Below are 22,586 nucleotides of genomic sequence, written 5' to 3'. Positions count from 1 at the left end.
CAATAAAAATAAATCACAATATATTTTACCATTTCATATCTTGATGTGCTTGTAATACTGGCAAATACCATATTTCTGCGGATTTTTTTATTTGTTTTATCTCTAAATCTCCTAAATTACGATATAAACGTTGTACATAAGGATCTTTGTTCTCCCCTGACAAAATGTTATATTCTCCATTTAAAGCAATTAATAATTTATTGTGTGCTTTTGCTATAGAAAATTTATCAGTAATTAATTTTTTAGTTTTTTTATTATAACAATACCTTAACCAAGTACTACCTATTTTATTAAATAATAATAAAGGATTAGTCATTCCAGAAAGATACCCAGTGATATATTTATTTAAAAAATCGATAGATTTATTTTTTTGTATATTGTGAAAATACCAATAACTTTTAGACATTCCAATCATTTTACTATTACCATTACCTCCTGTTGCACAATAGATAAGATGTTCTAATAAAAGTAGAAGTCCATCTTTAATAGTGAGTATGTTTGGAGACCATCGAATTAATCCATTTGATTGTACTTGTTTTAATGAACCTATTAAAGTTAAATCTTGAAGTTTTAAATTGATTTCCCAAGTATTATTTTCTCTCAAATCATCAATAACTTTTATTGCTATTTGCTGCATTTGTTGCTTTAAATCATTCCAAAATAATTCTGCAAAGACACCTGGAGGTAAATAACCGAATACTTTATTATGATTGTAAATATTTTGGATAGCATCGTTATTTTTTTCTATTAGCGCATTTAGTAAATTATATTTAGTTCGGTAAAGTTTTAAATCTTCATAATGATATGATATATTTTTTGATGAGTATTGTTGAAGGGGGAATAATACTTTTAATCTTTTATTAAACCAAGCGCGTACTGGATGGCTCCAGAAATATAACAATTGATTTATTTTTAAATAATCCACCTTATATGTTGTTAATGCATTAACAAAACTACATTGTGGTAGCTTTGTGACTTGCGCTACTGTCAATTGCTCATCAACAAAAATTTTTGATGTCTTGAAATTAGCTTTAAAGTTGTTTGGCGTACATGATAATCTATTGTGATATTGTAATAGATATTTTTTAACATTTTTATAACTATCATCTATTTTAATGTTTTCATCGCCTTTAAGATAAAAGTTTTGCCCAATATATTCTAACAATTCAGTTACCAAAATAGAGGGATAACATTCTGTATTATCTTTAACAGATCTACCAATATAACTTAAATAAAGTTTATTTTTAGCAGATATTAAAATATCCAGGAATAAGTATCGATCTTCATCTATAAGATGAGAATCTCCTTTTCGTGGTTGTTGATACATTAAATTTAATTCACTCAAATTTGGTTTTCTGGGATAATCATCTTTATTCATTCCTAGTAAGCATATAACTTTGAATGGAAGAGACCTTATGTAATTTAATTCACAGAAATTAATTTTTCCTGGGAGAAAATTTTTATTATTATTTTCCTGATCTAGTTGATTAATAAAGATATTTTTCAATAATACAATTGAAATTTTTTCAAAAATGAATTTTTTGCTATTATATATTAGTTTTTTCCAATTATATTCTATAAAGAAAAAAATTGACTCAGATTCATCTTTATTATTTATATTAAAAAAATCATCAATTAATTGTCTACATAAAGGCAGCCAATCTTTTAATAAGTAACTTTTTTTGAATATTAAACTCCAACTATTAATCTTTAAGATCATGTGTTCTAGATTTTTTAATAAAATACTTAACAAATCATTGATTGGTATATTAGATGACAAAATATTTTTTGAATATTCACTGAGATGATCTAATAAAATTTCTTTTGTATTATACAATGCTCTGTGATTGTTTTCGATATCATTACTTTCTAATAAAATTTTAAATTCATTTAATTTCTCATAAGTATAATTATTATCAATTAAATATTGTAATAAAATTAACTGATTTTCTTCTATAAAAAAATGGTCTGCTAAAGACTTTACATCTAATAAAGATAATATATCTTCAAGAATATAATTATTATTATCTAAAGATAACAATTTTAAAAAAACAATAACTATTGGATTTTCTTTGGTAATACTATGATCCAAAATTGTAACAGGCAAAAATTTTTTGATTGATTTATCATAAAATGTTGATTTAATAAATGGTATATAAATATCAATATCAGCTACCATTACTATAATATCATTTACATTAAGATTGGAATCAGAATTAATTAATTCTACCAAATAATTTTGTAATACTTCCACTTCACGTTGTATAGTATGACAAACATTGATTGAAATCGATCTATCTATGTTATAGATACAACGCTTTTGATTATTACATTCTAAGTCTTTGTAACTTAGCCCAATAACACTACTATTCTTGAGATTTAAAATATCGCTTTGAATACAATGCAATAAATTATCTTCATTAATATCTACAAAAATATCATCGTGATTACTAGATTCTAACTGATTAAGAAGAAACAAATTATCACAACCTAACTTACCCCAAGAGACTAATAGTGGATTATTGATGTGTTGTTTATATGTGTTTCTAAAAAATTCTGACCAATAATTAGAACTAATGTTAATTAAATCTTGATCTATAATTTGTTGATGATTTTTTGATTTTCTTGGTAAAATAATATGTTCTTGAATGTCTCCCCAATAATTACGACATGGATTGCTAATAAATAAATGAATGTCAATATAACAGCTTATTTCATTTAGAATTTTTATGTAGTAAGGCGAAAAAGAAGATATGCCAAAAACAAATAAACGAGGTGGTAAAAATTCTTTTATATTTGAGTTCTGATGTAACTTTTTTATAAAAAGTGAATAAAAGTTATTTTGTTGAAATGAATATTTTTTTAATTGAATCCCATAGAAAGATATTAAATCTTGCCAGATAGCAGCTTGCCATAATTGTTCATTACCAAGATTATCAATTAGTTTTCCATTTGCCCAAGTTTGTAGCCAATCTGGTCGATAAATTATATATTTCTCAAAAATATTAGCCATTCCTTCACTAAAATGAAACAAATTGTTTTTATTACGACAATTATCTAGATAATTTGAAAGAAAATGAAAATCATTTGTTTTTAATATTTTTGGTATTCTAGATAAAATCATAAAAATAATATTGTTTTTATTTGAAAAATTTTTTGGAATGACCTCAGGTGATATTTTATACATAATGTCCCAAATGAATTTTTCAAATATATTACATTTAATATTAGCAGCAATGTTAAATTGTAACGATATTCCTGTTTTTAACCATCTAGCTACATCTAAATCCTTTACAAGGATATATTCTGCTGCAAAATGATCACAGCTTAATTTGCGATTAATTATTGTATTCAATAATTTTTTAAGAATATTAAGTTGATTAGAGTGGTATATATAAAGCATAAATTTCCTATTGACTAACTATAATTACTAATTAATAAATTATTTTCCATATAACATCCATGATAGAAATGAGATAATAATGTTCATGAAAGCACACTTGTTAAAATTTATGTCTTTAAAAATAGGGCAATAATTATATTTATTTAATAAAATGATCAAATAGCAATAGGTGCTTTAATGTTTGGATACGGATAGTAATCTTTAATTGCAAAATCTTTAAAATCATAATCAAATATCGTTTTTGGTTTTCTTGTGATAATCAAGTTAGGCAATATACGAGGTATTCTTTTTAACTGCAAAAAAGCTTGTTCTAGGTGATTTTGATATAAATGAGCGTCTCCCACACTCCAAATTAATTCTCCTACATTGAAATTGCATTGTTGTGCCATTATGTGCACTAATAATCCATAGCTTGCAAGATTAAAAGGTAAACCTAGAAAAACATCACATGAACGCTGATAAAAATGGCAGGATAATTTATTATTTGATATATAAAACTGAAATAAAATATGACAGGGCGGTAATGCCATATTTTTTAAATCACTGACATTCCAAGATGATACAATAATACGTCTGGAATGGGGATCAGTATTCAATATATCAATAACTTGCTGTATTTGATCAATTTGTCCTGTTTGCGTATTCCAACTTCGCCATTGTTTTCCATAAATTGGTCCTAAATTTCCTTGAGTATCTGCCCATTCATCCCAAATAGAAACTTTATTTTCTTTCAAATATTTAATATTGGTATCACCTTTCAAAAACCATATCAGTTCATGAACTATAGAAGAAAAATGACACTTTTTAGTGGTTAATAACGGAAAACCATTATTTAAATTAAATCGCATCTGATATCCAAAGATAGATATGGTACCAATACCAGTACGATCAGGTTTTTTAATTCCTTTATTTAATATATATTGTATTAAGTCTAAATATTTTTGCATTTATTCATCTTCTGTTTTTGAGATTAAAATTAGACCATACAAGAATAATGATACCTATTATAAACATTGGTAAAGATAAAATCTGTCCCATAGTTATGCTATCATAAAACAATCCCAATTGAATATCTGGTTCTCGGAAAAATTCTACTAATATTCGAAATATACCGTAACAAACTAAAAAAAGACCAGATGTGCTACCTAAAGGTCTATTTTTAAGTACAAATATATTTAGAATGAAAAATAAAATAACTCCTTCCAAGATAAATTCATACAATTGAGAAGGATGGCGAGGTAATGCTCCATAATACTCAAATAATGATTGGTATGTTGGGTTTTCTAAAGCAGTTTTTAAATCTTCATTATATGCATTAGGAAAAAATACTGTGAATGGGAAATATAAATCTACTCTACCCCATAATTCCCCATTAATGAAATTTCCTAAACGTCCTACACCTAATCCAAATGGAATTAATGGAGCTATAAAATCTGAAATTTCGAAAAATATGCGTTGATTTTTATAACAATGATAAACAATTATTAATATAACACCTAGTAATCCTCCATGAAATGACATGCCTCCTTCCCAAATCTTAATCAAAGATAAAGGTTTATCTATAAGCAGTGGTAAATTATAGAAGAACATATAACCTATCCTACCACCTATAATAGCACCAAAAAAACAATGATATATTAAGCCTTCTATTTCTTTTATACTATAGTTATATTTTTTTGCACGAAGCTTAGCTAACCATAGAGCAAAAATCAAACCTACTAGGTACATTAGACCATACCAACGAAAAGAAATTGGTCCTATAGAAAAAATGATAGGATTGATTTTTGGCAAAGTTATATATTTTATATTCATCTTAACATTAAAAGTAGGAAGAACGTTAATAAAATTTGAAATAATATTTTATAGCATTTAGATGACCTATGAAATCAATGTAAATTTTAATTATAAATATGCTTAATATCCATTAATATAATTTTTAATATTATGTTGTATTTAATTTAAAATTTAATCGATAGATATTAAGTGATTTTAGCAAATTACATTGTCTATAATAATAGTACTTTTTCTGTAGTTTCGAATTACAATATTCTTGATTAAAATTTCCTGTGTTATATTACTCATAATTAAGTTATAAAACGAGTTTGAAAATATAAAATTTTCTTGATTTATATCATATAAACAATTTTAATATGGTTACTATAAGATCTCATATTATCATTTATTAAATATAAAATAAACTATTGCAGTATCTTTTATCATTATAAGTTTTTTTATGTTATTTAGTATATTCAACTAATATTAATAAATATGTAAAGAGATTATTAAATAAACGAACTATTATTTAAATATTATTATGAAATATTTTCAAAACAAACCAAAAAATAAAATTACTTTATTATCAAGAGCTCAGGCATTAGCAGGATTTACTTTAGAAAATTTGGCTAATAATGCAGGTTTGTTAATTCCTAATGATCTAAAAATTAACAAAGGTTGGATTGGAAGATTAATGGAAATATATTTAGGTGTAAATTCATATAATAAACCTGAACAAGATTTTGTGCATTTAGGAATAGAACTCAAGACTATACCGATAGATTCATTAGGATGTCCTATAGAAAACACTTTTATTTGTACAACTTCTTTAATAAAAAACATCAGCAGTACTTGGAAAAAAAGTAATATTAGAAATAAATTATCTAATATACTATGGATTCCTGTAGAAGGTAACAATAATATTCCTCTAAAAATGCGTAGAATTGGTAGATCTTTTCTTTGGAACCCTAGTATAAAGGAAGACATGATCTTACGTAAAGATTGGGAAGAAATAATGGACATGATAGTTTTTAATAGGATAAATTATGTTAATAATTATCGTGGTGTGTTTTTACAACTAAAAGCTAAAACTTCTAGTTGTAGATCGCTAAATAGAACTATTAGTAAAGAAAGTGAAATAATTTTAACTTTACCTAGGAGTTTTTATTTAAAAAAAGATTTTACTAAAATAATAGTATCAGGTTATCATGTATAAATTAATATTAACGTTTTTGCTACACTCACTATGTGGCAATTTCATTGTAAATTAATTCTAAAGATATTAAATCCTGAATTGTTTGTGCTCTACGAATTTCCATACATTTACCATTATTAAACAACACTTCAGGAATTAAAGGACGACTATTGTAATTAGAAGACATAGACGCACCATATGCGCCACAATCATGAAATACTAAATAATCTCCTACTTGTGCTAAAGGGATAGTACGAGTTTGTAATGTATATCCTTCTGATTGAGTAAATACATCACCAGATTCACATAAATGTCCAGCCACTATACTATTAGTGGTTTTATTTGAATCTATGTAACGATTATCTCTGGTCATCAAAGATATATGATGATAGCAACCATACATTGAAGGTCTTATTAAATCATTAAAACCAGCATTAACTAAAATAAAATGTTTGTCTCCCATATTTTTTATTGCTCGTATCTGAGATACTAATACTCCTGATTCAGCCACAAGAAAACGACCTGGTTCTATCTCTAATTTCACTGTATGACCTAAATAATTAGAAACACATTGTTTGACTTTATGCCACATATTGAAATAATGTTCTGTATTAACTTTAACATCATCAAAATGATATGGAATTGATAATCCACCTCCTGCAGAAATAGCTTCTAAATCTTGGTTTAATTCTATAACAGTACGAATCATTGAATTACATACTAGTTTTAAATGATGATAATCCGTTCCTGAACCTATATGTATATGAATACCAAATAAACGAAGTTTATATTTATGAATTATTGATAGAGCTAAAAATAAATGATTATACCAAATTCCATGTTTGCTATTTTCTCCTCCTGTATTTGTTTTTTTATTAAAACCATGACCAAAACCAGGATTTACACGTAACCAAATTGAATGACCGGGAGATAATAAACCAAGTTGAGTTAACATATCAATAGATCCGACATTAACTTGTAATTTTAACTCAACAACACGTTTTAATGTCATTTCATCAAATATATCTGCTGTAAATACTATATCTTCATTATCAGCTTGATAACCAGCTATTAATGCTCGTTCTATTTCTCCTAAAGAAACAGAATCAACTTTTACACCTTCTGAACGCATTAAGCGTAAAATATGAATATTTGAATTAGCTTTTTGAGCAAAACGTATAATATCAAAATTACGTAGTTGAGAAATGCGAGACTTTATAATTTGAGCATCATAAGCCCAAAAAGGACCTTTATAATACTGTGCTATTTTTAATAAATTATTATAATTTATTGCTATATTGGCATCATTTAAAGAAAGAGGCATAGTTAATCTCCTATAGCATCCGATTAAAAATAATTACACATTGAAAAAATAATATATCATTAATAATGATGAATATAAAAAAATATATTTTTATGCGCCAAATAGAATTTATTAAGAATAGACGTGATTTTTATTAATGATTATTTAATAATTGTTATTGATAAAATAATTAAATTATATGTAAAATAACGTTAAAATAGATATTAGATATAAACAATATATGGTTATTATAAATTATCACATAATAAACAATCTTTAATACTAATACTAAATTAGTAAATTTTTAATTAATTATATATAAATATTTGTTAAATTATTTTTTTGGTCGCAATGTAGGAAACAAGATGACATCACGAATACTATGACAGTCAGTAAACAACATAGTAATTCGATCAATACCCAAACCTAAACCAGCAGTAGGAGGTAATCCATGCTCTAAAGCTATAATATAATCTTCATCGTAAAATATTGATTCATCAGGTTGATATTTATCCCTAAATTGTTGCATAAATCTTTTAGCTTGATCATCTGGATCATTAAGCTCAGAAAAGCCATTACAAATCTCATAACCACCTATGAAAAACTCAAATCTGTCTGCTATCTCAGGATTTATATCATTACGACGTGCTAAAGGGGAAACAACTGATGGATATTCTGTAATAAATGTAGGTTGTATTAAATTTGATACCACATATTTTTCAAAAATTTCATTCACTATATGACCTAAACTCCAATGCTTTTTTAATTCAATACCTATTGATTCAGCTGTTTTTACTAATGCATCATAGTTTTTTAAATTGCTTATGTTTATTTTTGAGCAATATTTTATTATTGCTTCCTTCATAGTTAATATTTCAAATGATTTATTGAAATCAAATGTTAATTTACCGTACGATACAATAGTTGTGCCAAGAACACTCGTAGCTATCAATCGTAATAATTTTTCTGTCAACTTCATTAGATCTTTATAATCTGTATAAGCCATATAAAGTTCCATCATAGTAAATTCTGGATTATGAATGGATGATATTCCCTCATTACGAAAATTTCTATTTATTTCAAATACTCGTTCAAATCCTCCTACTACTAAACGTTTCAAATATAATTCTGGTGCAATACGCAAATACATATCAATGTTTAATTTATTGTGATGAGTAATAAATGGGCGTGCTACTGCTCCTCCTGGTATATTCTGCATCATAGGAGTCTCTACTTCTATAAAATCAGAGTTCAGCATAAAATTACGAATAGTATTTATAATTTTTGCACGCATCTTAAAAACACTATTAGATTTATTGTTCACAATTAAATCTAGATAACGCTGGCGATATCTTAATTCTTGATTATGTAAACCATGAAATTTATCAGGCAATGGACGAAGAGATTTAGTTAACAAACAAACTTTTAAACATTGGATAGATAACTCTCCAGTATTTGTTTTAAATAAACGACCATAAGCACCAATAATATCACCTATATCCCATGTTTTAAAATGGTCATTATAATTGTTGTCTGATATATCTTGACAAGTTACGTACAGTTGAATACGACCACCAAAATCCTGCAAAGTAATAAAAGACGCTTTACCTAGAATGCGTTTTGTTATTATGCGACCTGCGACATTTATTTTAATATCTAATTTTTTTAATTCCTGTGCAGAAATATGATCATACTTGCTATGTAACTGATCAGAAGTTGAATCACGTCTAAAATCGTTAGGGAATGCTATAGTACCATTTTTACGTAATATATTTAATTTTTCCCTGCGTAATTTTAATTCAGCGTTTAATTTGATATTATTTTCATTTTTAGAAATATGTGTTTTTTCAACCATTTTATATTCCTATAAACCTAATTTTAAACTTTCTTTTATAAATGGATCTAAATTACCATTTAATACTTCTTGCACATTACGTATTTCTATTCCGGTTCTTAAATCTCTAATACGAGAATCATCAAGTATATAAGATCTAATTTGATTTCCCCAACTTATACAGGATTTGTTTTCTTCAAGGATCTTCTTTTCATTATTTTTCTTCTTGATTTCTATTTCATATAACTTGGCTTTCATTTGTTTAATAGCTTGTTCTTTATTTTGATGCTGAGAGCGATTATTTTGGCATTGGGTTACAGTACCAGTAGGAATATGAGTGATACGTACAGCTGATTCTGTACGATTAACATGTTGTCCTCCTGCACCTGATGCTCTATAAACATCAATGCGTAAATCTGACAAACTAATATCAATGTTAATGTAATGATCTAATTCAGGATATATAAAAACTGAACTAAAAGAAGTATGTCTACGATGGCCAGCATCAAAAGGACTTTTACGTACTAATCTATGAATTCCTGTTTCTGTGCGCAACCATCCAAACGCGTAATGTCCTGATACATGAATAGTAGCTGATTTTACGCCTACAATATCTCCAGGAGATTCATTAATAATTTGGCTTTTAAAACCTTTACATTCTAACCAGCGTAAATACATTCTCATCAACATACTAGTCCAATCTTGCGCTTCAGTTCCACCAGAACCAGATTGAAAATCTATATAACAATCACATTGATCATTATTGCCTGAAAACATATTGTTAAATTCTAATTTTGTTAAATCATTTTCAATGATGTATAGTTCTTTTATGACTTCTTTTATTGCGTTCTCATCTTTAATATTTTTAGCTAATTCAAAAAAATCCCCACTTTCATCTAATTTTAGCAAAATATTATCAAGATCATCAATTATAATTGTCAAAACAGATCGTTCTTTGCTTAAGGTTTGTGTATAATCACGGTCACTCCATACGCTTGGCTGTTCTAGTAAAACATTTATTTCTTCAAGCCTCCGTTTTTTATTTGTATAATCAAAAACAACTCCTTAACCTATTATTACGTTCATGTAAACTATGTATAAGATTGCTAATTGATTGTATTTCTATCATTATTTTAGCTCTTTATATAAAATTCAATTTGATAACGATAATTACTTAAAATCTATTTTGATAACGATAATTACTTAAAATCTATTTAAATATCAGTTAACAATGTTTTATTTTTGTTTACAATAAATATAATTGAAATTAATATAACGGCCATAAATATTCTATAATTAATTGAACAGAATGCTTGCTTCGATATTTTTTTATATCTAATCGGTATACTAATTCAACTTTGTTAATATTATTGTTTGGCCAATGATCGGTATCTACATTAAATAACATTCCATCGATTACTGTACCAACATCAATAGTCCTTAATAAAACATGCAAATGTCTTTTATTTATGAGACGTTGTCTAATTAATTCAAATTTGCCATCAAAAGTAGGTTCAGGAAATGATGTCCCCCACGGTCCAGCTTCTCGCAAGAGATAAGCGGTTTGAATAGAAAAATCTGTAGGTTGCAAACACCCATCAGACCATACTATATATGAAATCAGCTTATCTTCGAATAATTTTTTGACAACTATAGAAAATTGTTGACTAAATTCATCATAATCTGATTCCTTAATGGATAAACCAGCAGCCATAGAATGCCCTCCAAATTTTATCATTAATTTTGGATTTAGCATGTTTAAATGTGAAAGTATGTCTCTTAAATGTAAATTTTCTACTGAACGCCCTGATCCTTTTAAAACACCATCTCCTATACCTGTAGGTGCAAATGCAATTACCGGACGACGAAAACGTTCTTTGAGACGTGAAGCTACTATCCCTACTACTCCTTGATGCCATTTAGGATGATAAACAGTAATACCTAAAGGCAAGTTATTTTCTTTTTGCTTTAATATATTACATAACCTCCATGCCTCATTTTGCATGATATTTTCTATTTTTTTTCGAGTTTGATTCAATAGATCTAATTCGTTAGATAAAACACGAGCTTGATTTAAATCATCTGTTAATAATAATGCTACTCCTTTTGTCATATCATTTAATCTTCCAGCTGCATTAAGACGTGGTCCCAATACATAACTAAGATCATCTGTTGATAAATCATTGAAACTACGGTTAGCTAATTCTAACAAAGCTATAATTCCAGGTCGACAAATTCCAGAACGAATTCTAATTAATCCTTGCCATACTAGAATTCTATTGTTTATATCAAGAGGTACTACATCTGCAATAGTACCTAATGCTACAAGATCCAATAAATTTGCTAAATTTGGCTCAGACCATTTTCCATTAAACCATCCTTGTTTACGCAAATAAGTTCTTAGAGCTATCATCAGATAAAAGGCAACACCAACACCTGCTAATGAACATAATGAAGAACATCTTGTAATATTAGGATTTATAATAGCTTCAGCATCAGGTAGTTGATCAGCAGGAAGGTGATGATCAGTAATAATTACAGGTATGTTATATTTTTTAGCACATTTAACACCTTCATGGGATGAAATACCATTATCTACTGTTAGTATCATATCAGCCCCCACATTATGTAAATGTGTTACTATTTGTTCGCTCAAACCATATCCATCTTTAAAACGGTTCGGTATTAAATATTCAACATTTTTACTACCCATACTTCTTAAAGCTAATACAGTGAGAGCAGTACTAGTTGCCCCATCAGTATCAAAATCTCCTACTACTATAATTTTACGATTATGTACTAACATAGTATGTAGTATTACTACTGCTTTATCTATGTCATATAATGATTTAAATGAAAATAATTTTTTTATGCTTCTTTCTAAATGTTCAGGATCACATACTCCTCGATTTAAGTAAATACGCTTTATTAATGGAGGTAAATGTGTAGGCAAACTATCCTTAACAGTAGCCTTACGTCTGCGTAATATAATTTTATAATTTAACACTGATTATTCACTATATTATTTTATGATTGATATTGAAATTTATATTTAGCCTATGTAACATAAACATACATAAATTAGTTTATTTGTGTATTTTTATTGTGCGATTTGCAATCTTTTATATAATAACATGAATTTTATAATTAAAAATATAATTAATTTTTAATTATAAATATTTTGTATTAACATATGAATATAGTTTAATATAATTATATTAATACTATTAAAGAATAATAATTCTATATAAATAAATTATTACTATATAACTTATAAACTAATTATGAGACAACCTGTAGAATCTTCATCACGTTTACCTTTAACTCTAATGTTTCTTGATGATTGGGCTTTAGTTTCAGTTTATGGTCTTGATGCAATTAAATATTTGCAAACTCAATTAACTTTAGATATAACGCAAATCAAGAAAAATCAACATTACTTGACAGCACATTGTAATTCATCAGGAAAAATGTGGAGCAATTTACGTATATTTTATTTTATCAACAATATTGCTTATATTATACGTAAAGAAATAATTGAAATTCAATTAAATGAAATAAAAAAATATTCATTATTTTCAAAAGTAGATTTTGTATATGATAACCAATTTTTGTTAGGTTTATCTGGCATGCAAGCTAAACAAACATTAGAAAATTTATTTACAATAGTACCTAATATTAACACACCAGTAGTTCAGTATAATACAACTACTGCTATTTTATGGTTTGAAAATCCTATTGAACGTTTTTTAATAGTTACAAACAAAACAACAGGAAATATTTTACAGAATAAATTATTAAACAAAGCAAGTTTTGCTAACAGTGATCAATGGTTAGCATTAGATATTGAAGCAGGTATTCCTGTAATCAATATCCAAAGTACTGGTAAATTTATACCACAGGCTACTAATTTACATATGTTAGGTGCTATAAGCTTTGGCAAAGGGTGTTATATAGGACAAGAAGTAATTGCTCGAGCTAAATACCTTGGTATTAACAAAAACAGGCTATACTGGTTGGCAGGGAAATCTAATTGTTTACCTGAAATAAGCGACTCTTTAGAAATAAAAACAACTAAATATTGGAAAGTTATTGGTAAAATTCTAGCGTCAGTAAAATTAGATAATAACACAATTTGGGTTCAGGCAGTAATGAATAAAGAAATTTCTCCTAATAGCATATTACGTATTAAACATGACGAAAACAGCTGTTTAATGATTCAACCAATACATTATTATATATAAAAAACTTTTATTAAAATTAATAATTCTATTAAAAAATAATTTCCTATATTCACAGGAATAATTTGATATCTTTTATTAAATACTAATAATATATATTATATTTCTTTTAGTGATTCCATAGTATTTTCTATATCTTTAATTTCTTTCACAACACCACTAGTAGTACATTCATTACCTGTTTCAGTTATTATAAAGTTATCTTCTATTCTCACTCCGATTCCATGATATTCATTTGGCACATGTATATCAGGTAAAATATATATTCCTGGTTCTATTGTTAAAACCATGTTTGGTTTTAAAACCTGATCGTTAATTGATATATCGTAATAACCGACGTCATGAACATCAAGTCCTAACCAATGACTTAAATTATGCATGAAAAATTTACGATAAGAACCTTTAGAAATTATTTCATCTAGTGTACCTGTTAATAAACCTAATTTAATTAGGTCATTAATCATAATTTGTATTACAATATTATTAATATCCCTAATACTAATATTTGGTTTTAATATTGAAGCTGCAGTTTTTAATGAATTTAATACAATATTATATATATCTCGCTGTTGTTGAGTAAATTTTCCATTTACTGGGAAGGTACGAGTAATATCGCTAGCATATTCATTGAAATTACATCCAGCATCAACTAATACTAGATCACCGCTGCGCATTTTAGTGTTATTTTGTGTATAATGCAAAATACATGAGTTTATTCCTGAGCCTATTATAGTATCATAAGATGTAAATCTTGATCCGTGAAGGTAAAATTCATGATGAATTTCACCTTCCAATTGATATTCAAAAATACCAGGACGGCAATATTTCATAGCTCTAGTATGTGCTAATGCACTAATTTTACCTGAGGTTCGAATATAATTTATTTCTTCTAAATCTTTAAACAAACGCATTTTATGAACTAAAGGACGCCAATCAATAATTGTATTTGGACTTGAACCTTTTCCCTGCAATCTTTTTTCATTTAGATATTTAAGTACATTCAATACTAATTGATCAACTTCTGCATATTCCCCCCAAGCATGATATATTACTTTTAATCCACTTAATAATTTATAAAGATTTTCATATACACTATTCCACGGGAATGCATAGTCAACATCTATTATACTTAAAGCTGCATCCTGCCCTAAACGACGACCTACCCAAATTTCTTCATCGAAATCTCTAGATCTATTAAATAATATCTTTCGAATAAATTTATCATCTTTTTTTATCATTACTAACAAAGAATCAGGTTCATTAAAACCAGTAAAATACCAAAAATCCTTATTTTGATTAAACTTGCATTTATTTTGTTTATTATCAGGAGTTGCAAATAATAATATTGCACTATCATAAACCATTTGTGATATAATTTTTTTTCTGCGATTTTTTAATATATTAATTGAAATCATACGTTATGTTCTTATAATATTTATGTTTGGATATTATGAGAATGAGAATTCATTATTTATAATAACTATTTTTAATTTTTATAATACATTATAGAAAAATTATACTAAATTTTAAATATAATAATATAGCTTTGAATCAATATAGTAATACTTACATTTCCATAAATCTAACACAATCGCAATTAAAATCATAGATTAATTTAAATAATGGTCTTAATTATAAAATCATGTTGTTATTTACAACACTTAATTGCAATTAAAAGATTTAATCAAAAATAGACAGTACATATATGTTAAAAAAAAAAATATTGCAAAGATATCATATTAGGAACCGTATGCGTCATTTACGATGTTCTATATCAGAAAAAAAACAAAAAGAATCATCAGTACAATTAACTAAACTATTAGTCAATTATGAACCGATAGTAAATGCAAACAATATAGCTTCTTATTTATCAATAGATGGAGAAATAGATACTAATCATGCAATATATTACTTTTGGAAAAAAAGAAAAAGTATTTTTCTTCCTATCTTAAATCCTTTTGCACCTCGTAATCTATTATTTATAGAGTATCATTCAAAAACCAAATTAATTCCAAACAAATTAAATATTATGGAACCTGAATTTAATTCTAAATATTTAATATCTCCTAATAAAATTGATATTATGTTAGTACCAATAGTAGCTTTTGACCTCAAAGGCCAAAGATTAGGTTTTGGAGGGGGATTTTATGACCGTATACTACAATTTTGGTCAAAAGATTCCTTTTTACCTGTTGGACTAGCACATGATTTTCAGTTGGTTAAAGAAATACCAACTATGGAATGGGATATACCGTTACCTATAATAATAACTCCATCAAAAATATGGAGGTGGTGATTAAAACAATTTACTAATATAATAAACGAGTTCGAATTGTTCCTTTAATAGATTGCAATAATTTTAAAATTATTTCCAATATTTGTTTTTCAGCGTTTGCGTCTATTACTACATAACCTATAGATGATGATGTTTGTAGATATTGTGAAAAAATATTAACATTGTGATCAGCAAAAATCTGATTAATAGAATTTAAAATTCCAGGTAAATTTTTATGTATATGTATAAATCTACTCATATGATATTTATGAATAGGCAATGAAACTTCAGGAAAATTTACCGCTGATATTGTAGAACCATTTTCAAAATATTTTATTAATTTACTACTAACTTCGATTCCAATATTTTCTTGTGCTTCTTCTGTAGATCCTCCAATATGAGGAGTAAGAATAACATTATCAAATTCTTTTAAAGAGGAAATAAAAGAACTATTATTAATAGGTTCAGATGGAAATACATCAATAGCTGCACCTGCTATCTTTTTGTCTTTTAATGCATTATATAAATCTAATAAATTTACTACATTACCACGTGATGTATTAATTAATAAACCTGTTGATTTCATATAAGATAGTTCTTTTGCACTAATCATATTATTAGTTGCTTGTGTTTCTGGAACATGTATACTAATAACATCACTCATCCTAAGTAAGTCATGTATATTATCAACTTGTATTGCATTACCTAAAGAAAGCTTATTTTCAAGGTCATAAAAAAACACATGCATTCCCAAACTTTCTGCTAATATGCCTAATTGCATTCCAATATGACCGTAACCAATGATTCCAATTTTTTTACCACGAGCTTCAAAAGAACCCTTCGCAGTTTTATACCAAATATCACAATGCATTTTTGCATTAGCTACCGGAACTCCACGTAACATTATTAACATTTCACCAATTACTAACTCTGCAACAGAACGGGTATTAGAAAATGGTGCATTAAAAATAGGGATACCACTTATTGCTGAATGAATTAAATCAATCTGATCTGTTCCTATACAGAAACAGCCAATAGCTAGTAAATTTTTTGCTAAAGATAAAATATATTTGTTTATTTTTGATCTAGAACGAATCCCAATAAAATGCGCATTAATCAAAGAATTTTTTAAATAATCACTATCAAGAACAGTTTTATAAGATTCAATATTGGAATATCCTGAAGATTTTAAATTGTGTATTGCACTTTTGTGTATGTCCTCTAATAGTAAAAATCTAATTCTATCTTTTTCCATATATACCACCCAAACTGAAAGTTCAGTACAATATAATTTGTATTAGCAAAATCACTAATTAAAATAGGATATATATCTTTAGTAATATTATTTTATAATAGTATTAATACCATTATGGTCACTAACCAATAAAATATCCGCTTTGCGAGACGCGAAAATGCCTACAGTAACGACGCCAGGTATAGAATTTATATGTTGTTCTAATAAAATAGGATTTGAAATAGATAAATTATATATATCCAAAATAATATTTCCGTGATCTGTTATTATGCCTCGACGATATTTGACAATACCTCCTATCTTCTCTAATTCACGCGTAACAAAACCACGAGCAATACCGATTACTTCAATTGGTACAGGAAATTTCCCTAATATATTAACTTTTTTAGAAACATCTACAATACATATAAATTTTTCTGCTACTGATGCAATAATCTTTTCACTAGTTAATGCCGCTCCTCCACCTTTAATCATACACATTTGAGGATCTATCTCATCTGCGCTATCAATATATAAAGGTAAAAATTTTAATTCATTTAAATTTATTATTTTTATACCAAAATTTCTTAGTTTATTTGTTGATTGTTCAGAACTAGAAACAACACCTTTAATTTTAAATTTAATAGAGCTCAATGAGTTGATAAAATAATTAATAGTAGATCCTGTCCCTATACCAACAATAGTATCAGGTTGTATAAATTCAACCGCAGCCAAACCTACAGCTTTTTTTAAGCTATTTTGATCCATGATATATTTAAATACCTAATAAATAAAATTAATAACAGTATAAAATAAATCTTTTTCATAAATTACAGATATTTTAATTAATATAAACAAAATAACTTGCGTAATAAGTCATTAAACAATTTAAATATATAATAAATACCATATCCAATCTAAGATATGATTTAATTAAGAGGATAAATTGATTTATTTTAGGATTTAGCATGTTGTGAACAAGCAATACTAAAATTATTCGCATCTAACATGATTTTAAAATTTTTTAACAAATCCCAGTAAACATTTTGCAAATCATCAGTTTTACACCAGCATCTAACAATAAATTTAATGGAAGAAGAATTTATTTCATTTAAACCAATTTGAATTTCTTTGTCTTTCAATACTCGTTTATCTGATGCAGTAACCTCTCTTAGTAATTTGATTACTTCATCTACATTTGCTTCATATGCTACATTAATAACAAATTCATTACACCTAATGTTTTCCCGCGAAAAATTAATTATCACACTACTAATTATTTTACTATTTGGTAAAATAATAATTTTACCATCATAACTTTTTAGAGTAGTAGAGAAAACTTCGATGTTTATAATACTACCAGTTACTCCTCCTATATCAACTTTTTCTCCTGCTCGCAGAGGGTAAAATGTAATCAATAACACTCCGGCTGCTAAATTTGCTAGTGAACCTTGCAGAGCTAATCCTATAGCTAAACTAGCTGCACCTAATACAGTGATTAATGATGTAGATTGTATACCAATACGACCTAATGCTGCACTAATTACACAAGCAACGATACTATACCTTATTAATCCTGCTAGAAAATCAGCGACAGTAATTTCAATATTACGTACCAATAATACGTGTCTAATTCCATTTGACAACATACGAGAAATGAGCACACCTATCACGGCTATTATTATAGCAGAAATTATATTAAAAATGTGAATTAAAATCATTGCTTGATTATTTGAAATCCAGTAGATCATTTCATTGATCTTATTAATAAAATATGTACTCATCATGTTTATAATGTTTATTAAAAATAATAATAAATTGTTTATCAACAACCTTACAAAGTAATTATCATTATTGAGATAATGGTTTTAACAAAATCATAATAATTATTTATTGATATTAATTTATAACAAATCAACTGCATTGAGTTTCTCGAAATAACTTTGTAAACAAGATTGTAAAGACAACTGAGTATGACGTAACCATACTCTTGGATCATAGTATTTTTTATTAGGTATATTTGCTCCTTCTGGGTTTCCTAATTGCGATTGCAAATAATCAATATTATTTTTATAGTAACGAAGAACTCCTTTCCATGTAGCCCATTGAGAATCTGTATCTATATTCATTTTAACTACACCATAATTGATAGATTCTTTTATTTCGTGATCTGAAGAACCAGAACCACCATGAAATACAAAATCCAATGTATTTTTAGGTAAATTATATTTCTTAGAAATTAATTCTTGAGCATTATGTAATATAATAGGAGTTAGATTAACATTACCTTTGTTATAAACACCATGGACATTTCCAAATGATGCAGCAATTGTAAAATTGCTGCTAATTTTTATTAATTTTTCATAAGCAAAATTTATATCTTCTGGACTAGTATATAGTTTAGAACAATCTATATGACTATTATCAATACCATCTTCTTCACCACCTGTGCAACCTAATTCGATTTCTAAAGTCATATTTATTTTTGACATTTGCATTAAATAATTGCTACATATATCTATATTTTCTTTTAACGGTTCTTGTGATAGATCAATCATATGAGAAGAAAACAAGGGCTTGCCAGTTTTATAGTAATACTCTATACCAACCTCTAGTAATCCATCAATCCACGGTAGTGAATTTTTTGTACAATGATCAGTATGTAAAATAACAGGAATATCGTATTTGTCTGATATGAAGTGTACGTAATTAGCAGCTGCAACACAACCTAAAATAGCTAAATCTTGTGATTTTCTAGAACGCAATCCTTTACCGGCAAAAAATACTGATCCACTATTAGAAAATTGAATGATTACAGGAGATCTGACCTTGGAGGCAACTTCTAAAACAGCATTTATAGAATCAGTATTAATGCAATTTATAGCTGGTAAAGCAAACTTATTTTTTTTTGCTATTATAAAAATTTTTTTAAGATCATCACCGTTAACAACACCAGAATTAACAAAATCTAAAATTTTAGACATCCTTGTATCCTAATATTAAAAAAAATTATTTAACATGTCTTTTCATTATAGAAATAATAGGTAAACTTTGGCTTTCAATAAATTGTAAAAATGCCCCGCCACCAGTTGAAATATAAGATATACTATCTTTAATACCAAACAAATCAATAGCAGCTAATGTATCTCCGCCTCCTGCTACAGAAAAAGCATGACTATTAGCAATAGTGTGGGCAATAATTTCAGTACCTCTACGAAAGTTTGGAAATTCATAAACCCCTAAAGGACCATTCCATAAAATTGTATTTGCTTTTTTTAATATTAATACTAATGATTGTATAGTCTTATCCCCAAAATCTAGTATAAATTCATTACCTAAAATATCTGTACGATTTTTTATAATATCAACTGAATTTTCAGAATATTCAGTTGATATGCGTAAATCAATAGGAACTTGAATATTATATTTACTAAGTAGTTGTTTGGCTAAACCAATAAAATTTGGTTCATAAAGCGATCTACCTACTTTATTTTCAATTGCTAGAAAAGTATTTGCAATACCACCTCCTACAATAACATAATCTGCGATTTTAGATAGAGTATTTAATAAATCAAATTTAGTGGAAATTTTAGAACCACCCACAATTACAACTAATGGTCGTTTTGGTGTTTTCATTACTTCACTTAAAATATTTAGTTCATTTGAAAACAAACCACCTATACATGAAACATCAGCAAATCTAGCTATACCACAGGTAGATGCATGAGATCTATGTGCTATTCCAAAAGCATCCATGACAAATATATCACATAGCGCAGCATATTTTCTAGCAAGAACTTCATCATTTTTACTTTCTCCATGGTTAAATCTAACATTTTCTAATACAATTATTTCACCTTGATTTAATATAATTCCACCTAAATAATCTTTTACTAATTTTATCTTATATTTGATTAATTTATTTTTTAAATATTCAACTATTGGCAACAAAGAAAATTTATCGTCATAAACTCCTTCACATGGACGACCCAAATGAGACATAATTATAACTTGTGCGTTTTTTTGTAAAGCTAATTTAATAGTAGGTAAGGAAGCAAGAATACGTGTATCTGATAATATTTTTCCTTGTTTCATTGGGACGTTAAAATCTACTCTTATTAATACACGTTTATTATAAATATTTAATTCATCCATCCTAATCATAAATATATTATATCCTATATTAAAGAAATCTTTGGTTAACTAGATGCATTAATCATAGCTATATGTGTTGCTGTATCTATCATACGATTCGAAAAACCCCATTCGTTATCACACCAAAGTAAAGTTTTTATTAGATGGGAACCAATTACTTTAGTTTGAGTGCTATCTATGATAACACTGTGAGCATTGTGATTGAAATCTACTGAAACTAATGGTAAATCACTATATGCAACAATACCTCTTAATAATTCTTGTGCAGCTTTTTTAAATAATTTATTAACTATATTTAAATTAACAGATTTATTAACTAAAACATCAAAGTCAATAGCAGTAATATTGATAGTTGGAACTCGTAAAGATATAGCTTCAAAACAATTCTTAAATTTAGGGAAGATTCTAGTAATTCCATCCGCTAAGCGAGTATTAATTGGAACAATAGATTGACTAGCAGAACGAGATAAAAGAGGATTATTATTGTGATAGACATCTATTGTTTTTTGATCATGCATTGATGAATGCACAACAGTAATTGTTCCAAATTTAATACCAAATTCATCATCTAATAATTTAATAATAGGAATTATACAGTTAGTTGTACATGATGCATTAGAGATAATTTGATGTTTTGATTTAATTGTTTTTTCATTAATTCCATATACTATAGTTGCATCAAGATCATCGGCTCCTGGATGAGAAAATAGAACCTTTTTAGCTCCTGCTTTTAAATGTTCATTACCATCGTTACGTGTACCATAGATTCCTGTGCAATCTAGCACAACATCTATATTTAGTTCATTCCATGGCAATTTATTAATTTTATCATAGTGAAAAATTTTTATAGCATCATCATTAATATGAATTACATCATTTTCATGATGTACATTAAAAGAAAAGATACCATGAGTAGTATCATATTTAAGTAAATGAGCCATTATACTTAAATCAGCTATTTCATTAATAGCTATTATTTTAATTTTATTATTTCTTTTACTTTCATATAATGCACGTACTATATTGCGTCCGATACGGCCAAAACCGTTAATTGCTATTCTAAAAATCATATTGCATACCAATAAACAATTAAAATATAATATATTTTAATTGTTTATTTAATATTATGAAAATAACTTTCAAAAGCCAATAAAGTTTATACATTACATTTTA

At 26.9% G+C, this 22,586-nt stretch carries 17 protein-coding genes; 3 read left to right on the top strand and 14 right to left on the bottom strand.

The annotated features are described in order from the left end of the window. Positions 1–25: 25 nt before the first annotated feature. The 3 genes from recC to lgt all read right to left on the bottom strand — a co-directional run bounded on the left by recC (position 26) and on the right by lgt (position 5,215). Positions 26–3,403, bottom strand: coding sequence for an exodeoxyribonuclease V subunit gamma (gene recC, locus CRV11_RS02950; RefSeq protein ID WP_136131850.1), 3,378 nt, complete (start codon positions 3,401–3,403; stop codon positions 26–28). Between the two features lie 155 nt (positions 3,404–3,558). Beyond that, positions 3,559–4,350 carry a thymidylate synthase gene (gene thyA, locus CRV11_RS02945; protein ID WP_136131849.1) on the bottom strand — a complete coding sequence of 264 codons (792 nt, stop codon included), beginning with the start codon at positions 4,348–4,350 and terminating at the stop codon, positions 3,559–3,561. 4 nt (positions 4,351–4,354) lie between these two features. Then, positions 4,355–5,215, bottom strand: a complete 861-nt coding sequence (lgt, locus tag CRV11_RS02940; protein WP_136131848.1) for a prolipoprotein diacylglyceryl transferase — start codon at positions 5,213–5,215, stop codon at positions 4,355–4,357. Positions 5,216–5,717: 502 nt separating this feature from the next. Here lgt and mutH point away from each other — a divergent pair. Next, on the top strand, positions 5,718–6,392 hold the full coding sequence (gene mutH, locus CRV11_RS02935; RefSeq protein ID WP_136131847.1) for a DNA mismatch repair endonuclease MutH: 675 nt from the start codon (positions 5,718–5,720) through the stop codon (positions 6,390–6,392). A gap of 28 nt (positions 6,393–6,420) precedes the next feature. On the opposite strand, the gene lysA is transcribed toward mutH, so the two are convergent. The 4 genes from lysA to recJ form a co-directional block, all read right to left on the bottom strand. After that, the gene (gene lysA / locus CRV11_RS02930; protein WP_136131846.1) at positions 6,421–7,695 is read right to left on the bottom strand and encodes a diaminopimelate decarboxylase; all 1,275 of its coding nucleotides are present in this window, start codon (positions 7,693–7,695) and stop codon (positions 6,421–6,423) included. A gap of 313 nt (positions 7,696–8,008) precedes the next feature. Further along, positions 8,009–9,529 (bottom strand): lysine--tRNA ligase, encoded by a 1,521-nt coding sequence (gene lysS, locus CRV11_RS02925; RefSeq protein WP_136131845.1) that lies wholly within the window; start codon positions 9,527–9,529, stop codon positions 8,009–8,011. A 9-nt stretch (positions 9,530–9,538) separates the two neighbouring features. Beyond that, positions 9,539–10,637 (bottom strand): peptide chain release factor 2 gene (gene prfB, locus CRV11_RS02920; RefSeq protein WP_136131844.1). Its coding sequence is split into 2 segments (ribosomal slippage): positions 9,539–10,567 and positions 10,569–10,637, totalling 1,098 coding nucleotides; the frame shifts between segments, so codons are not numbered across the junction. Between the two features lie 138 nt (positions 10,638–10,775). Then, positions 10,776–12,515, bottom strand: a complete 1,740-nt coding sequence (gene recJ, locus CRV11_RS02915) for a single-stranded-DNA-specific exonuclease RecJ (protein WP_136131843.1) — start codon at positions 12,513–12,515, stop codon at positions 10,776–10,778. Positions 12,516–12,792: 277 nt separating this feature from the next. Here recJ and ygfZ point away from each other — a divergent pair, with 277 nt between their 5' ends. Next, a complete protein-coding gene (gene ygfZ / locus CRV11_RS02910) occupies positions 12,793–13,752 on the top strand; it encodes a tRNA-modifying protein YgfZ (protein ID WP_136131842.1) in 960 nt (319 codons plus the stop codon). A gap of 95 nt (positions 13,753–13,847) precedes the next feature. On the opposite strand, the gene pepP is transcribed toward ygfZ, so the two are convergent. Then, a complete protein-coding gene (gene pepP / locus CRV11_RS02905) occupies positions 13,848–15,164 on the bottom strand; it encodes a Xaa-Pro aminopeptidase (protein WP_136131841.1) in 1,317 nt (438 codons plus the stop codon). Between the two features lie 290 nt (positions 15,165–15,454). On the opposite strand from pepP, the gene CRV11_RS02900 reads away from it, so the two are divergent. Continuing rightward, complete coding sequence (locus tag CRV11_RS02900; RefSeq protein WP_136131840.1) at positions 15,455–16,045, top strand: 5-formyltetrahydrofolate cyclo-ligase; 591 nt, start codon at positions 15,455–15,457, stop codon at positions 16,043–16,045. Between the two features lie 13 nt (positions 16,046–16,058). Here the strand turns inward: CRV11_RS02900 and serA are convergent, their stop codons facing one another. From serA to epd, 6 genes are all read right to left on the bottom strand, one after another. Next, positions 16,059–17,279, bottom strand: a complete 1,221-nt coding sequence (gene serA, locus CRV11_RS02895) for a phosphoglycerate dehydrogenase (protein WP_136131839.1) — start codon at positions 17,277–17,279, stop codon at positions 16,059–16,061. A gap of 87 nt (positions 17,280–17,366) precedes the next feature. Further along, the gene (gene rpiA / locus CRV11_RS02890; RefSeq protein WP_136131838.1) at positions 17,367–18,026 is read right to left on the bottom strand and encodes a ribose-5-phosphate isomerase RpiA; all 660 of its coding nucleotides are present in this window, start codon (positions 18,024–18,026) and stop codon (positions 17,367–17,369) included. A gap of 188 nt (positions 18,027–18,214) precedes the next feature. Then, positions 18,215–19,042, bottom strand: coding sequence for a small-conductance mechanosensitive channel MscS (mscS, locus tag CRV11_RS02885; protein WP_422386598.1), 828 nt, complete (start codon positions 19,040–19,042; stop codon positions 18,215–18,217). Positions 19,043–19,162: 120 nt separating this feature from the next. Beyond that, positions 19,163–20,242 (bottom strand): class II fructose-bisphosphate aldolase, encoded by a 1,080-nt coding sequence (gene fbaA / locus CRV11_RS02880; RefSeq protein ID WP_136131836.1) that lies wholly within the window; start codon positions 20,240–20,242, stop codon positions 19,163–19,165. 25 nt (positions 20,243–20,267) lie between these two features. Continuing rightward, a complete protein-coding gene (locus tag CRV11_RS02875; RefSeq protein ID WP_136131835.1) occupies positions 20,268–21,428 on the bottom strand; it encodes a phosphoglycerate kinase in 1,161 nt (386 codons plus the stop codon). A 29-nt stretch (positions 21,429–21,457) separates the two neighbouring features. Next, entirely contained in the window at positions 21,458–22,483 is a 1,026-nt protein-coding gene (gene epd, locus CRV11_RS02870; protein ID WP_136131834.1) for an erythrose-4-phosphate dehydrogenase, read from the bottom strand. Positions 22,484–22,586: the final 103 nt, after the last annotated feature.

This window comes from Candidatus Pantoea edessiphila (assembly GCF_002933335.1).
GTDB lineage: Bacteria > Pseudomonadota > Gammaproteobacteria > Enterobacterales > Enterobacteriaceae > Pantoea_C.
The sequence above is the reverse complement of the archived record's forward strand: the minus strand, read 5'-3'. Positions and strand labels throughout refer to the sequence as shown.

Excerpts from the sequence above, each read along its gene's own strand:
- recC (WP_136131850.1), bottom strand. The coding sequence starts at position 3,403 with ATGCTTTATATATACCACTCTAATCAACTTAATATTCTTAAAAAATTA.
- thyA (WP_136131849.1), bottom strand. The coding sequence starts at position 4,350 with ATGCAAAAATATTTAGACTTAATACAATATATATTAAATAAAGGAATT.
- lgt (WP_136131848.1), bottom strand. The coding sequence starts at position 5,215 with ATGAATATAAAATATATAACTTTGCCAAAAATCAATCCTATCATTTTT.
- mutH (WP_136131847.1), top strand. The coding sequence starts at position 5,718 with ATGAAATATTTTCAAAACAAACCAAAAAATAAAATTACTTTATTATCA.
- lysA (WP_136131846.1), bottom strand. The coding sequence starts at position 7,695 with ATGCCTCTTTCTTTAAATGATGCCAATATAGCAATAAATTATAATAAT.
- lysS (WP_136131845.1), bottom strand. The coding sequence starts at position 9,529 with ATGGTTGAAAAAACACATATTTCTAAAAATGAAAATAATATCAAATTA.
- ygfZ (WP_136131842.1), top strand. The coding sequence starts at position 12,793 with ATGAGACAACCTGTAGAATCTTCATCACGTTTACCTTTAACTCTAATG.
- pepP (WP_136131841.1), bottom strand. The coding sequence starts at position 15,164 with ATGATTTCAATTAATATATTAAAAAATCGCAGAAAAAAAATTATATCA.
- CRV11_RS02900 (WP_136131840.1), top strand. The coding sequence starts at position 15,455 with ATGTTAAAAAAAAAAATATTGCAAAGATATCATATTAGGAACCGTATG.
- serA (WP_136131839.1), bottom strand. The coding sequence starts at position 17,279 with ATGGAAAAAGATAGAATTAGATTTTTACTATTAGAGGACATACACAAA.
- rpiA (WP_136131838.1), bottom strand. The coding sequence starts at position 18,026 with ATGGATCAAAATAGCTTAAAAAAAGCTGTAGGTTTGGCTGCGGTTGAA.
- mscS (WP_422386598.1), bottom strand. The coding sequence starts at position 19,042 with ATGAGTACATATTTTATTAATAAGATCAATGAAATGATCTACTGGATT.
- fbaA (WP_136131836.1), bottom strand. The coding sequence starts at position 20,242 with ATGTCTAAAATTTTAGATTTTGTTAATTCTGGTGTTGTTAACGGTGAT.
- epd (WP_136131834.1), bottom strand. The coding sequence starts at position 22,483 with ATGATTTTTAGAATAGCAATTAACGGTTTTGGCCGTATCGGACGCAAT.